Genomic DNA, 13,424 nt, shown 5'->3' on the forward strand with positions numbered 1-13,424 from the left:
AGCCGGATTCATTCAGGCCGGCTCGGGAACAGGAGATAGATCCAGTCGGCGCAAGCCGCCAGGATCTTCAGCGCCATGCCGGGGGAATGAATTTCAGCGCTGCCGTGGGACAGACCATTACGTAATGCGATAAGCGCCTCGACAGGATCGGCCATCAGCATGCTGCCCTCGACCATTGGCGGCAACGCGCCCGTTTTGCGTGCTCGATCGACCAGATTGCGCAGCGTGCCGCGTGCGTCTCCACCATGCCCACTCAAACGAAATTTGAGCGCTAGCTCGAAAGCTCCGAATGCTTGGATTTCTCCCACCACGAAGAGATCGTAGTCAAAAAAGGCGTAAAGCATGATGCTACGCGCTCTGTCGAAGGCCTTTTGAACCTCTACGGGTGCCGCACCCTTCAAGCCGACATCAACTATTCCGGCATGATGGTCTCGAAGCGTCATTCGACGCGCGACATCTTGCTCAATAACATAGAGGTCAGCGAACCGGGGATCGGGCTCGAGAAGGGAGTCGAATGGCTTGAGAGACATGGGGCAGATGGCTCCTCTGAGCTATGCGCCCCAAGCGTCAATGATTTGGCGCAGAGGAAACGGAGCTCTTTCCTTCGACCATTCGTGGTACGGCGCTGCCGTCTGGCTATAGGGGCCAGGCTCCGGTCGATCGAACTGAACCCGCGCCGGGATATGGAACGCGCTTCCGAAAACGATCGCCTCGCCCGACGACAAAATCGTCACCTGATCGAGCAAACGCCGCGCCTGCATCGGGATGATGCGTCGGAAATGGTCGATGTCGTCCGGGTTCTGCAGACGATGGCTGATGAAGTTGGCACACTGGCTGATAATTGTCTGGCTGATCTCGCTCGGTCGCTGGCTGGCGATGATCAGTGAGAGGCCAAACTTCCGTCCCTCCTTGGCGATACGCTCATAGGCGAGACGTGCGAGGCGATGGCCGCGGTCTTCGTCCGATCGCGCCGGCCGCGCGTAGTTGTGCGCCTCCTCCAGGACGAGCACCCAAGGATGCTTATAGCGTGATGCCGCCGGCAATCGCTCCCTTGCCTCGAGGAGTACGCGCCCGATGACGGCGCAAGCATAAGGGAGAATCTCGTTTCCCAACATGGATAAGTCGAGCACCGACACCTTAGGCCCGCCCGCATTTCCGAGACCAAAACGGGAAAACCACGATGCCAGATCCGGGATGCTAGTTTCGGCGTTCTCATAATTGAGAAACGAATGCCAGCGTTTATCGTCGAGGCGCGTCTTCAACCTCAGTTTCAACGTCGTGAGGTGTGCATCGACCCTTATGGTATCTTCCTTGGACACCGCTCGATTGATCAGGGATGGATCTGTCAACGTCGAACGGGAGATGCGCAACGGTGAATCGGCTGTCCGAACGGCAGTCTCGGCGACATGGCTGCCGCCGATGATCTTTGCGCGGATTTCATCCTGGAGCTTTCGAGCCTCGGCTTCGATCTGAGCAGCATTCGCGAGGACCTCTTGATTGAAACCGGTGATCGCTTTGTGCGATGCGAACAGAGTTTCAAATGAGGCTGTATCGATGTCGGAATTCGCCAGATAGCCTACAATCAGATCGCAATATGAACCAGCCGACTTCCGTTGTATCTTTTGGAGATCGGAAAGCAGCTTTTCGATTGAGCTTAAAGCACTCTGGAATGTATTAAGATTCGAAACCTCATCAGCATTCCCGCCCTTCGCGATCGCCCACCAATCCTTCAGGACCGGCTCCTGCGTTTGTTCGGCAGCGCTCAACCAAGCGCAGATCTCTTCAGCATTGAGAAACCAGAGTGGAAGGCCGAATTCTTCACCGTTGAGGTAGATGCGATCGGGCAATCGTGTGACGGTCTTGCCTGTTGGGAATGCCTTTTCATACTCGCCATTAATGTCGAGGATAAAGACATGCGGCTCCTCGGCGGCACCATCGAGCGCCTTCATCGCCTTCTGGATCAGGCTGGAAACGGAAAAGGACTTGCCCGAGCCGGTGTTGCCGACGATCGCCAGAGGGCGCGAAAACAGATCGTTGTAGGAGGCGCGCACGACATTGCGCGTCTGGCCCGTTGGAAACCCGATTTTCAGGTCGTAGTCGAAGTCCTTGTCATCATAGCCTTCTGGCCTATTGCGCCGCGGCGGAAGCTCGAACACAGCGCGCAGCACGGCCGGCGATCCGATCTCAGCAGGGGTATCGAGGGTTGGCAGAACGGATATGCCCGGGCTGAAGGAGGCGTCGTCATCAATGTTCTCGATCGTGCCCAGCAACTGCACGCTGGCGATCCGGCGAGACTTCATCAACTCAAGGCTGAGGTCGTCGCCACTTGCAGGGTCGAAGCTCTCGCGCGCCTCGAGGTCGGTAATGATGCCGATGACGGTTTCGCCCGCCCCCAATGAAAATGTCAGGTAGGCGTTGATGGCGATCGCGACCTGGACGCCGTCAAGGGTCGCGCGAAGCGCCGAGCGGGTTTCGGGCAAAAGCTCGACTTTCACCCGAAACCCCTGAACAGCGACGATGTGGCCGACAAGTCTAGGATTATCCATGGTCAAGCCCCCGTATCGGGTTCGGCGGGCATTGCAGACGAGGCGATCTGCTTTTCAAAACGACGCAGACGCAAGAAATCGTCGAGCCATTGGACGTCGGGCATCGCTGACCGCGCAAAATCATCAAAGGTCGCGTGCTTGAACGTGGCAGCCGCAAAGGCTGCGTCGGTCGGGCACAACACGAAAGCGCGCTTGCCAAGGTCCTTGTACCGCCGGATGCGCTCGACGACCGGGCTCTCCGGATTGGGCTCCACCACCAGCATAACCAGCGACGGGTTGATCAAGGCACTCTCGATGATTCGGCTGACATGATCGTCGCCGAAGCCGTAGCCGAGGACGAGCAGGAACGTCTGAGGGATGCCGAGGCGCACTTGGAATGATCGGAAGAGATGCGCATACGGCATCGTCAGCGTCTGCGTGAACTTATTCGCGGTCGGCAGAATACCGATCGATGCGGTTCCCTCGGCAAGATCAACGAGTGCGGCTGCCTTCTCCTCCGGCTTCAAGTCCACATAGGCTCGGAACGGCGCGAGGTCGGGGTGCCGCGCCCGCATCTCGCCATCTTGCTCGAACCAGTGAATTGACCCATGCAGCTTGTAAAAATGCAGGAACTTGTCGAAGCGCCGGACTCGGCCTTCGGCGACTTCCCCCGGATAATAGACGTCAAGGCCGTAGACGGAGGGATCGAACCGCGCTGCGGCGCGGCCGGTGAACCCATCGAAATACTGGATGCCGAGCAACTCCAGCGCCTGCTCGAACAGGGTGTCGTAGTTCAACGTGAAAAGATGAGTTCGCCCGAGATTGCTATCTCGGGCGACGAGCTTGGAGAGAAATGCGAGCTGCGGCGGGGTCTCTCTTATCGACTTCGCCATGGCCTTATCGGGCAAGGACAGCGCGCATTCTGCGAAAATCGACATGCGCAGATGGTTTACGAACCACTGGAGATCGTCAAAGCTTGGTGCGGGTGTGCTCGGCCAGGTGACACCGGAGAATGGTGCGTCTTTCGACTGGCCAATGACCAAGGCGTTGGCGACGAAGGATAGCCAAGCTTCGAAACCTAGCGTCGGTTCATCGATAAAATTAGCCAGCCAGACGGCGTCCCTCCGCGCCTTGATGATGGGGCCGATTGAGGCAGGCACATCCGGGAGGGCCTCGATCGTTTCGAAGACAGCGGTTTCAAGATTCGCCATGGTCTTCCCGCCGGCTGAAACCGACGTACCGGAACCCGTCAAAACCACGAGGTTTTCCATGCGTAGCCATTCGGAGATCAGAGCTTGGAGGCGAACTCGCCCCTGTTTCTGGTCAAGCCCAAGCAGGAGATCTCCAGCATTGCCGTCTTCGGTCAGACCGATGAGCTGGTACTCGATGGGTACAGGCGGCGGCGCCATCTTCATTTTTCCCCCTCCAGGCCGCCACGCAACGGATTGATGATCTGGAGCCCGGCGAAGTCCTTCTCGTTGTCAGTCACCACGACGCATTCATTCGCACCGGCGACGGCGGCGATGATCATGTCGAGTCCGCTACGGGGACGACCCGCCACCTTGCCCTCCGCCATCAGCCGCGCCCAGATCAGGCCGGCCTTGGCGTCGAAGGATAAAATGCGGCCCGTGAACAGGGCCTGCGGCCCCTCCGGCCCGACAAACCAGGCGTCGAGCGCATCGCGTTTCTTGCCGCGGGGCTTTTCCAGAATGCCACGTCGAATTTCAGCGACGGTCAATGACGCAATAAACAGGTCCTCGTCGCGCTGTGTTGCCATCCAAGCCAGCAACGACGCCGACGGCTGCGGCTTGACGATATTGCTGATGATGTTGGTATCGAGGAGATAGCGCGTCACAGATCGACCTTACGCCCCTCTTCACGCGGGCGGGAAAGATCAAGCTCCGCGCCCACCAGCGGCGAGCGGCGTAAAGCGGTGAGGATGCCGCCGGGCTTGGGTGGTTCGCCAGCGACGACTGTCTTCACGGCCGCGCGAACCTGCTCCGCTTCCGGCCCTTCCTCAGCCAGACGACGGGCAAGAGCGCGTATCAGCTCGCGATCGGATTCGAGCGCCATGATCTCGAAGCGCGTGAAGCCGCGCTGCGTCAGACGGGCGCGGTAATTCTGGATCGCTCTCTTCTGTGCAGCATTGCCCATGGCCACCCTCCATGCTATATCTGGATATATAGCCCAGATTTGTTGTGCAGACAAGTGAGGACGCGATGGCGAAACGCGTTTCAGACAGGCTTGGCCAGAGAGCGGATCGCCGCGCCATCCGATGCCGGTATTTTCCGTCTGCTGTGATGCGCTTTTCTACGCCGGATGGCGCCAGCACCAGCAACAATATGCCGAATGCCGTCGAATACTCTCCGTTGATTTGCGTTGCTTATACTTCGATTCACAACAATCGTGAAGCCGATCAACTTGCAATCGCTATCGAACGGCGCAACGATGGACCAGGACAAACGCCAGCAGCAAAGGAGCGCGCTTCGGCTCGTCGAGCCGGAACTGTCGCTCGTGCGCCGCGGCGACGGTCCCGACCCGCGCCTGAGCGAGTTGGCTCGCCTGCTCGCCCGTCGTGCTGCGCGGGAGGTGTTCGAAGAGCAGATGAAGGAACGCAGCACGACGCGCTCCTGACACCTCAGGAGAGTGCGCTTTGAAAGTCGCGATCTACGCCCGCTATTCGTCCGACAATCAGCGCGACGCCTCCATCGCCGACCAGCTCCGCATCTGCCGCCTCCATGCCGAGAAGCAGGGTTGGCAGGTGGTCGAGGAATATACCGACCACGCCATTTCCGGCGCCTCCCTTCTTCGTCCCGGTATCCAAGCCCTGATCTCGGACGCAGCGCGCGGCCGTTTCCAGTACGTGCTGGCCGAGGCGATGGATCGTCTTTCGCGCGATCAGGAGGACATTGCCGGCCTCTACAAGCGCATGGCCTATGCGGACGTGAAGATCGTCACGCTCTCCGAGGGCGAAGTCACGCATCTGCATGTCGGTCTGAAGGGCACGATGAACGCCCTGTTCCTCAAGGATCTCGCCGACAAGACGCGCCGAGGCCAGCGCGGGCGCGTCGAGATGGGCAAGTCCGGCGGCGGCAACGCCTATGGCTATGATGTGGTGAAGAAGTTCGACGCCGGCGGCGAGCCCATACGCGGCGACCGGACCATCAACGAGTTTCAGGCGGGGGTCATCCGCCGCATCTTCCGTGACTATTCGGCCGGAAAGTCGGCGAAGCGAATTGCCTTCGAGCTGAACAAGGAGGGCATCTCCGCGCCGGGCGGTGGAGAATGGGGCTTCAGCACGATCAACGGCAATCCGAAGCGCGGCAACGGAATCCTCAACAACGAGATGTACGTTGGCAAGCTGGTCTGGAACCGTCAGCGCTTCATCAAAGACCCGGACACTGGCAAGCGCCAGGCGCGCATAAACCCGGAGGAGGACTGGATCACCCAGGATGTGCCCGAGTTGCGCATCCTTGACGACGAGCTGTGGCGGGCGGTCAAGGATCGCCAGAAAGCGGTCAAACTGAACCGTAGCGACAACGGCGAGACCGAGAACCACTTCCGGGAACGTCGGCGCCCCAAATACCTTTTCTCGGGCCTGACCAAGTGCGCCTGCTGTGGCGGTGGCTATTCGATGATCTCGGCTGACCTGGTTGGCTGCTCGACAGCCCGGAATAAGGGCACTTGCGACAATCGCAGGAACATCCGGCGCGATCAGTTCGAGGCGCGCGTCCTGAACGCGCTGCGCCATCACCTGATGGACCCAGCGCTGTTCAAAGAATTCTGCGAGGAATTCACCCGCGAGATGAATCGGCTGCGCATGGAAGGCCGAGCGTCGATCGATGCGGCCGAGGCCGAGATCAAGCGAATCGACCGGGAACTCGACAAGTTGATGAAGCTCATCCTCGCGTCCGACAGCGACGACGCCCCCACCCGGATGATGAAGCAGATGAAGGAGCTGGAGGCTCGCCAGAAGGAGCTAAAAGCGTTCCTGCAGGACGCCCAGGAGCCGCCGCCCCTCCTGCATCCAAACATGGCGCATCACTACCACGCCCAGGTGGATGAGCTGTATGCGGCGCTTCAGGAGGATTCGGAGGAAAAGCGGATGACGGCGGCCGACCTGATTCGCTCGCTGGTGAAGGAGATCATCCTGACGCCGGCAGGAGGCGAGCTTCGGGTCGACGTGCGAGGTGATCTGGCTGGAATTCTTGCGATTTCGCTCAAAAGCAAACGGCCCGCCAGAGGGGCGGGCCGATCGCAAGTCGAGATGGTTGCGGGGACCTGCTCTGATCAGAACTTGCGAACGCAAAAAAGCCGCCCGGTGGGGGCGGCTGATTTGCGCGATTTGGTATCGCAATTTGAGATGGTTGCGGGGGTAGGATTTGAACCTACGACCTTCAGGTTATGAGCCTGACGAGCTACCGGGCTGCTCCACCCCGCGTCAAATGTCGAGCCGGCGAACCGCCCGTCGACGAGGCGTATGTAGCAACCCTCGTTCCCGATTGAAAGGGCTGGCGCGGAAATAATGCCTGTGAGCGTACCGCCCTGTGGACGACGCGTCTTCCACCGACCCGGCCGCTCCCGCGCCAGCCCTTGCCAGTCCTCGGAAAACGCCCAGGATGGGCGGCAAGCAAAAGCGGGGGAGACGGCCGGTGGGAATTTCAGACATCGATGCGCTGCGCGCGATCCTCGCCGCAAGCCCGCGGCCCCAGACCCTCGCCGAGCGACGCGCGCGGATGGAAGAGGTCACCGCCATCGACCCCATCGATCCCGACATCGTGGTGACGCCCGTGGATGCGGGCGGCGTGCCGGGGGAATGGTCGCTGGCGCCGGGGGCGGATCCGGCGCGGGTGCTGCTGTTCCTGCATGGCGGCGGCTATTCCTCAGGCTCGCTGAAGAGCCATCGCACCATGGTGACGGGGGTGGGCCGGGCGGCCGGCATCCGCACTCTCGCCATCGCCTACCGCCTCGCGCCGGAGCATCCCTTTCCCGCCGCGCTGGACGATGCCGAGGCGGCCTATGGCTTCCTGCTGGCGCAGGGCTATGCGGCGCATCACATCGCCGTCGGCGGCGACAGCGCGGGCGGCGGGTTGACGCTGGCCCTGTTCCAGAGGCTGCGGGCGAAGGGCCTGGACTTGCCGGCGTGCGGCTGGCTAGTCTCGCCCTGGGTGGACCTTCACATGAGTGGGGCCAGCATCGATGCGAAGGATGCGGTGGATCCGCTCATCCACCGGGCCTATCTCGAAATGCTGGCTGAGGCCTATCTTTCGGGTGGTGGAAGCCGGACAGATCCCCTGGTCAGCCCGCTTCAGGCCGAATTTTCCGGCCTGCCGCCCATCCTCATCCAGGTGGGATCGGCGGAAACCCTGCTGGACGACGCGGTGCGCATGGCCGGGCGGCTCGGCGCCTGCGACGGGGAGGTGCGGCTCTCCATCTACCCGCACATGATCCACGCCTGGCCCATCTGGTACCACCGCCTCGCCGACGGGCGCCGCGCGCTGGCCGAGGCCGGCGCCTTCCTGGGCGAACGGCTCGGCGGCTGAGGCTCAGTCGCCCTCGTCCTCGCTCTCGGACGGCGCCGGCGGCGTCTTGCGTGCCGTCGCCTTGCGCGTCTTGTGGATGGCGGCCTCGGCGATGCGTATGGTCTTGCGCGCATCCCGTCCGGCGCGGCCTTCCTCCAGCGCGGTGATGGCGCCGTGCAGGGTGGCCAGGTCCTGCCGCGTCAGGCCGATGCGATGGAAGATGTTGCGCAGGTTGCGGATGGTGGAGGGCGCCTTTTCCGGCGAGCGGAAGAAGCCGGACTGCTCCAGCGCCCCCTCCAGATGATCGAAGAAGGCGAGGAGGTCGCCCTTGTCCGCCAGCGGCGAGCGGTCCGGCGGGGCGAAGGGCAGGGCGCCGCCGGTTTCCGCCTTGAACCACTCGTAGCCGGCCACCGCCACGCACATGGCAAGGTTCAGCGAGGCGAAGGCGGGATTCACCGGCAGGGTGAGGATGGAATCGCACAGCGACACCTCCTCCGTATAGAGGCCGGTGCGCTCGCGGCCGAACACGAGGGCCACGTCCTCGCCGCCGGCAAGGCGGGAGCGGGCCTCCTGCGCCACCGCGTCGGCGCCGAGCACGGGCTTGGCCATGCCGCGCTCCCGCGCGGTGGCGGCGAAGGCATAATTAACGCCGGCAAGGGCCGCGCGCAGGTCGGGATAGAGCGTTGCCTCGGCGAGGATGCGGTCGGCCCCGGCGGAGAAGATGCGCGCCGGCTCGCTGGGCCAGCCCTCGCGCGGGTTCACGATGCGCAGGCGCGAAAGGCCGAAATTGCCCATGGCACGCGCGGCCGAGCCGATATTCTGGCCCAGCTGCGGCTCCACCAGGATCACCACTGGCCCGCCGGCCACCCATGGTTTCGTGCTGTCGGTACCGGCACCCGGCATGTCGTCTCCCGTTTCGCGCTGTTTTGCACGGCACGGGCAGCCAAGTCGAGGGGTGAGGTCAGGCCGAGGTCGAGAGGTAAGGCCGCGCGGTATGCCGAGGCGTGGGAAATCATCTCACACCAAAGCCGGGGTTTGCGGCTGTTGCACTGCGCCACGCCGGTGCTATAGCGGCGACGCTGAAGGATTTCCCGCACGCGAGCGCAGGTCGTCCCTTCTCCGCTTTCCCTTTTGGCTCACAGAGCAGTCCTGAAAGGCCGTCCCATGGCGAAGATCAAGGTGGCAAATCCGGTCGTCGAGCTCGACGGCGACGAGATGACCCGGATCATCTGGCAGTACATCAAGGACAAGCTGATCCACCCCTATCTCGACATCGACCTGGAATATTATGATCTTTCGGTCGAGAACCGGGACGCCACCAGCGACAAGGTCACGGTTGATGCGGCCAATGCCATCAAGAAGCATGGCGTGGGCGTGAAGTGTGCCACCATCACCCCCGACGAGGCCCGCGTCGAGGAATTCAAGCTCAAGGAAATGTGGAAGTCGCCCAACGGCACCATCCGCAACATCCTTGGCGGCGTGATCTTCCGCGAGCCCATCATCTGCAAGAACGTGCCACGCCTGGTGCCGGGTTGGACCAAGCCCATCGTGGTGGGCCGCCATGCCTTCGGCGACCAGTATCGCGCCACCGATTTCAAGGTGCCGGGCAAGGGCACGCTGACCGTCACCTTCGTGGGTGAGGACGGCACGAAGATCGAGAAGGAAGTGTACAAGTTCCCGGGCGCCGGCGTCGCGCTCTCCATGTACAACCTCGACGAATCGATCCGCGAATTCGCCCGCGCCTCGCTGAACTACGGCCTGCTGCGCAACTATCCGGTCTATCTCTCCACGAAGAACACGATCCTGAAGGCCTATGACGGCCGCTTCAAGGACATCTTCCAGGAGGTCTACGAGGCCGAGTTCAAGGCCGAGTTCGACAAGCGCGGCCTCACCTACGAGCACCGCCTGATCGACGACATGGTGGCCTCGGCCCTCAAGTGGTCCGGCGGCTATGTGTGGGCCTGCAAGAACTACGACGGCGACGTGCAGTCGGACATCGTGGCCCAGGGCTTCGGCTCGCTCGGCCTCATGACGTCCGTGCTGATGACGCCGGACGGCCAGACCGTGGAGGCCGAGGCCGCCCACGGCACCGTGACCCGCCACTATCGCGAGCACCAGAAGGGCAAGGAGACCTCCACCAACTCCATCGCCTCCATCTTCGCCTGGACCCGCGGCCTGTCCCACCGCGCCAAGCTCGACGGCAACGACGAACTGGCCAAGTTCGCCGCGACCCTCGAGAAGGTGTGCGTGGACACGGTGGAAGAAGGCTACATGACGAAGGACCTCGCGCTCCTCGTCGGCGCCGACCAGAAGTGGCTCTCCACCACCGGCTTCCTCGACAAGATCGCCGAGAACCTCACCAAGGCCACGGCGGCCTGAGGTAAGGGGAGGGGGCGGCATCGCCCCTGATCGACTGTTCCGGAAGGGGCCGCAGCGCGGCCCCTTTCTTTTTGTCTGAACGGACCTGCCCTCACACCGTCTGGTCCGCCTCCCGGTCTCGCGCGGCGGCGGCGAGGCGGCCCATCACGGCGGGATGGCGCAGCGCCAGCATGTGCAGCTCGTTCTCCTCGATGGCGAGAATCTTGGTCTTGGCCAGGGCGCGCACCTGCAGCGGCTTCGTCTTGGCGTGGCCGGGCAACAGGCCGAACACGTCGCCGGGGCCGAGCCGGCGTATGCCCTCCTCGTCCTCCATCTCCAGCTGGCCCTGCAGCACCACGAACAGGTGGGCGGCGCTCTCGCCCCGGCGCACCACGTGGTGGCCCCGGTCGAAGCTGCGGGAATTGAGCAGGGGCAGGATGTCCCCCAGCACCGGCGCCTCCAGGTCCGAGAACGGCGGCAGCCGCGAGATCATGGAGAAGGTGACCACGAAATTGTGCTTGGAGATCACCTCCGAGAACGAGCTGGCGATGATGGCGATGGGCAGCGCCAGCATCATCAGGCCCGACACCATGGTGATGGCGCCCACCACGCGCCCCAGGTTGGTCACCGGCACCACGTCGCCATAGCCCACCGTGGTGAGGGTGGTGATGGCCCACCACATGGCCTCGGGAATGGAGCCGAACTTGTCCGGCTGCACGTCGCGCTCGATGAGATACATGGCGGTGGCCGCCATCAGCACGCCGGTCCACAGGATGATGAGGCAGGACAAAAGCGCGTAGCGCTCGCGCCGCACTGCGAGGTAGAGCGCGTTGAATCCCGAGGAATAGCGCGCAAGCTTCAGGAAGCGCAGCAGCCGGAGCACCAGCAGCGCGTGCACGTCGAACTCGGTGATGAGCGAGACGAACCAGGGCAGGATGGCGGCAAGATCGATCAGCGCCGGCGCCGTCACCGCATAGCGCGCCCGCGCCACGAGGGGCTTGAGCCGGCGCCGCAGCGGATGCTCCGGCGCCACCCACAGGCGCACGGCATATTCCACCGTGAAGATGACGAGGGCGGCGAACTCGCCCCAGTGGAACCACCATTTGTCCCGCAGTTGCAGGGACGGCACGGTGGCGAGCACCGCGCCGCCCACCGAGAGCAGCACGGTGATGATGAGGAAATAATGGACCGCGTCGGCCATATGGTCGCCGGGCAGGTCCCGCTCCAGGATGTCGAAGACGCGGCGGCGCAGCTTTCCCCACCTCATGCGGTCAGATCCCTTCCGCGCCGGTGCGCCGGTCGATGTCGTCGCGGATGCGCGCCCGCGTCTGCTCGGTGCGGGCGGTCACCGCCTCGTCGGCAAGCCCGAGCGAGGTGAGCAACTGCGCCATGAGCTGGAGGCTCGCCTCCGCCGCTTCCGGAATGACGCCGGCCACCCCGAGGGCGGCGAGGCGCCGGGCGTGCTCGGCATCCTTGGCGCGGGCGATCACCGCCGTGCCGGGCCAGTGCTGGCGCACCGCCGCCACCATGCGCTCGGCGGCGTTGGGCGCGTCGAGGGTTGCCACGAAGGCAAGCGCGCGGTCCGCCCCCAGCCGGTCAAGGATTTCCGCCCGCCCGGCATCGCCGAAGAACACCGGGCGGCCAGCCGCCCGCGCCTCCGCCACCCGCCGGGGATCGGCGTCCACCGCCACATAGGGCACGCCTTCCTCGTCCAGCGCGTCGGCGATGGTGCGGCCCACCCGGCCGAACCCGCCGATGATCACATGGTTGGCCGCCGTGCTGTCCACCGGCGCGAGGGCGTCGTGCAGCCGGGCGTCCAGCGTGCGCCCGAGCCGCGCCGCGATGCGGGCCAGCACCGGCGTCGCCGCAAGGCTGAGGCTGACCACGGCGACGAGGGTGGCCGCATCGTGCGCGCCCAGCACGCCCTTGGCGGCGAGCAGCCCCAGCACCACGAAGGCGAATTCCCCGGTCTGGGACAAAAGCAGGGCGGCCTCGGCGGCGGCGGGCGCGCTCACGCGCAGCAGCCGGGCCGCGCCATAGGTGCAGGCGGCCTTCACCGCGATCAGCGCGGCGACCCCCGCCAGCACCCACAGGGCGCGCGGCAGCACCGCCGCGAAATCAAGGCTCATGCCCACGGTGACGAAGAACACGCCCACCAGCAGGCCCTTGAATGGCTCGAGGTCCACCTCGATCTGGTGGCGATAGGCGGTCTCCGACAGTGCCATGCCGGCGAGGAACGCGCCGAGCGCGCTGGACAGCCCGGCGGCATGGGTCACCGCCGCCGAGCCCACCACCACCACGAGGGTGATGGCCATGATCAGCTCGCGCGAGCGGGTGGAGGCGGCCACCGCCACCAGCGGCGCCAGCACGAACCGCCCGGCCACCAGGATGAGTGCCACCGCGCCCGTGGCCTTGGCCAGCGCCATGGCTGCGAGGGTGAGGACATCGGTGGCCGGCCCGCTCAGCAGCTCGGCTGCGAGCAGGATGGGCACCACCATCAGGTCCTGGAACAGCAGCACGGCGATGACCAGCTGGCCCAGCGGCGCGAGGGAGCGGTGCTGGTCGATGAGCAGCTGGCTGACCAGCGCCGTGGACGACAGGGCGAGGGCGAAACCCAGCACTAGCGCCACCTCAGGCCCCGGCGCCGCCACCAGCGCCAGCCCGAGGGCCAGCGGGACGCCGCAGAACAGCACCTGCAGGGTGCCGACGCCGAACACCTCGCGCCGCAGCTTCCACAGGCGCGGGGCCGAGAATTCCAGGCCCAGCAGGAACAGCAGGAACACCACCCCCAGCTCGCCGAAGGGGGCCGCGCGCTCTGGGCTGGAAATGGTGATGAAGCGCACCAGCGGCAGGCTGTCCGCCAGCCGGCCGAGGCCGTGAGGGCCTATGAGCGCGCCAGCGGCGATGAAACCCACCACGGCGCCGATTCGGGCGCGGTGAAACAGCGGAACGAGGATTCCGGCGGCGAGGAGATAGACGAACGCGTCCTTGAGGAAAGCGTCACTCACCTTCTTCGTCC

Annotated in this window: 12 protein-coding genes and 1 tRNA gene; 4 read left to right on the forward strand and 9 right to left on the reverse strand. The window is 64.1% G+C overall.

Annotated features, from left to right (window positions below; translation table 11 throughout):
* Nucleotides 1-8: 8 nt before the first annotated feature.
* The 5 genes from FZ033_RS16830 to FZ033_RS16850 are packed head-to-tail and all read right to left on the reverse strand — an operon-like array spanning nt 9 to nt 4,679.
* Nucleotides 9-530 (reverse strand): hypothetical protein, encoded by a 522-nt coding sequence (locus tag FZ033_RS16830; RefSeq protein ID WP_012116548.1) that lies wholly within the window; start codon nt 528-530, stop codon nt 9-11.
* A gap of 21 nt (nt 531-551) precedes the next feature.
* Nucleotides 552-2,546, reverse strand: coding sequence for an ATP-binding protein (locus FZ033_RS16835; RefSeq protein WP_012116547.1), 1,995 nt, complete (start codon nt 2,544-2,546; stop codon nt 552-554).
* Nucleotides 2,547-2,548: 2 nt separating this feature from the next.
* Complete coding sequence (locus FZ033_RS16840) at nt 2,549-3,940, reverse strand: SIR2 family protein (RefSeq protein WP_188079547.1); 1,392 nt, start codon at nt 3,938-3,940, stop codon at nt 2,549-2,551.
* Nucleotides 3,937-4,380 carry a type II toxin-antitoxin system VapC family toxin gene (locus FZ033_RS16845; protein WP_012116545.1) on the reverse strand — a complete coding sequence of 148 codons (444 nt, stop codon included), beginning with the start codon at nt 4,378-4,380 and terminating at the stop codon, nt 3,937-3,939. Before FZ033_RS16845 ends, FZ033_RS16840 begins: the two co-directional genes overlap by 4 nt.
* Complete coding sequence (locus FZ033_RS16850; protein WP_012116544.1) at nt 4,377-4,679, reverse strand: hypothetical protein; 303 nt, start codon at nt 4,677-4,679, stop codon at nt 4,377-4,379. Before FZ033_RS16850 ends, FZ033_RS16845 begins: the two co-directional genes overlap by 4 nt.
* A 252-nt stretch (nt 4,680-4,931) precedes the next feature.
* On the opposite strand from FZ033_RS16850, the gene FZ033_RS16855 reads away from it, so the two are divergent.
* Both FZ033_RS16855 and FZ033_RS16860 read left to right on the forward strand, forming a co-directional pair.
* A complete protein-coding gene (locus FZ033_RS16855; RefSeq protein WP_229644185.1) occupies nt 4,932-5,159 on the forward strand; it encodes a hypothetical protein in 228 nt (75 codons plus the stop codon).
* 19 nt (nt 5,160-5,178) lie between these two features.
* On the forward strand, nt 5,179-6,933 hold the full coding sequence (locus FZ033_RS16860) for a recombinase family protein (RefSeq protein WP_149577467.1): 1,755 nt from the start codon (nt 5,179-5,181) through the stop codon (nt 6,931-6,933).
* Here the strand turns inward: FZ033_RS16860 and FZ033_RS16865 are convergent.
* Nucleotides 6,890-6,966 (reverse strand) — tRNA-Met (locus tag FZ033_RS16865). The genes FZ033_RS16860 and FZ033_RS16865 overlap by 44 nt on opposite strands.
* Nucleotides 6,967-7,177: 211 nt before the next feature.
* On the opposite strand from FZ033_RS16865, the gene FZ033_RS16870 reads away from it, so the two are divergent.
* On the forward strand, nt 7,178-8,068 hold the full coding sequence (locus FZ033_RS16870; RefSeq protein ID WP_149577260.1) for an alpha/beta hydrolase: 891 nt from the start codon (nt 7,178-7,180) through the stop codon (nt 8,066-8,068).
* Nucleotides 8,069-8,071: 3 nt separating this feature from the next.
* Here FZ033_RS16870 and FZ033_RS16875 read toward each other — a convergent pair whose 3' ends face one another.
* Complete coding sequence (locus FZ033_RS16875; protein ID WP_149577261.1) at nt 8,072-8,950, reverse strand: RNA methyltransferase; 879 nt, start codon at nt 8,948-8,950, stop codon at nt 8,072-8,074.
* A 261-nt stretch (nt 8,951-9,211) separates the two neighbouring features.
* On the opposite strand from FZ033_RS16875, the gene FZ033_RS16880 reads away from it, so the two are divergent.
* Nucleotides 9,212-10,426: an NADP-dependent isocitrate dehydrogenase gene (locus tag FZ033_RS16880; RefSeq protein ID WP_149577262.1), complete on the forward strand. Its 1,215-nt coding sequence runs from the start codon at nt 9,212-9,214 to the stop codon at nt 10,424-10,426.
* 91 nt (nt 10,427-10,517) lie between these two features.
* Here FZ033_RS16880 and FZ033_RS16885 read toward each other — a convergent pair whose 3' ends face one another.
* Nucleotides 10,518-11,672 carry a cyclic nucleotide-gated ion channel gene (locus FZ033_RS16885; RefSeq protein ID WP_149577263.1) on the reverse strand — a complete coding sequence of 385 codons (1,155 nt, stop codon included), beginning with the start codon at nt 11,670-11,672 and terminating at the stop codon, nt 10,518-10,520.
* Nucleotides 11,673-11,676: 4 nt separating this feature from the next.
* Nucleotides 11,677-13,413 (reverse strand): cation:proton antiporter domain-containing protein, encoded by a 1,737-nt coding sequence (locus tag FZ033_RS16890; RefSeq protein WP_188079548.1) that lies wholly within the window; start codon nt 13,411-13,413, stop codon nt 11,677-11,679.
* Between the last annotated feature and the right edge of the window lie 11 nt (nt 13,414-13,424).

Origin of the sequence: Xanthobacter oligotrophicus (assembly GCF_008364685.1) — a bacterium.
GTDB lineage: Bacteria > Pseudomonadota > Alphaproteobacteria > Rhizobiales > Xanthobacteraceae > Xanthobacter > Xanthobacter oligotrophicus.

Bases quoted from the DNA above. Each gene is read 5' to 3' on its own strand.
- FZ033_RS16875 (WP_149577261.1), bottom strand. From the start codon at position 8,950: ATGCCGGGTGCCGGTACCGACAGCACGAAACCATGGGTGGCCGGCGGG.
- FZ033_RS16850 (WP_012116544.1), bottom strand. From the start codon at position 4,679: ATGGGCAATGCTGCACAGAAGAGAGCGATCCAGAATTACCGCGCCCGT.
- FZ033_RS16880 (WP_149577262.1), top strand. From the start codon at position 9,212: ATGGCGAAGATCAAGGTGGCAAATCCGGTCGTCGAGCTCGACGGCGAC.
- FZ033_RS16830 (WP_012116548.1), bottom strand. From the start codon at position 530: ATGTCTCTCAAGCCATTCGACTCCCTTCTCGAGCCCGATCCCCGGTTC.
- FZ033_RS16840 (WP_188079547.1), bottom strand. From the start codon at position 3,940: ATGAAGATGGCGCCGCCGCCTGTACCCATCGAGTACCAGCTCATCGGT.
- FZ033_RS16885 (WP_149577263.1), bottom strand. From the start codon at position 11,672: ATGAGGTGGGGAAAGCTGCGCCGCCGCGTCTTCGACATCCTGGAGCGG.
- FZ033_RS16835 (WP_012116547.1), bottom strand. From the start codon at position 2,546: ATGGATAATCCTAGACTTGTCGGCCACATCGTCGCTGTTCAGGGGTTT.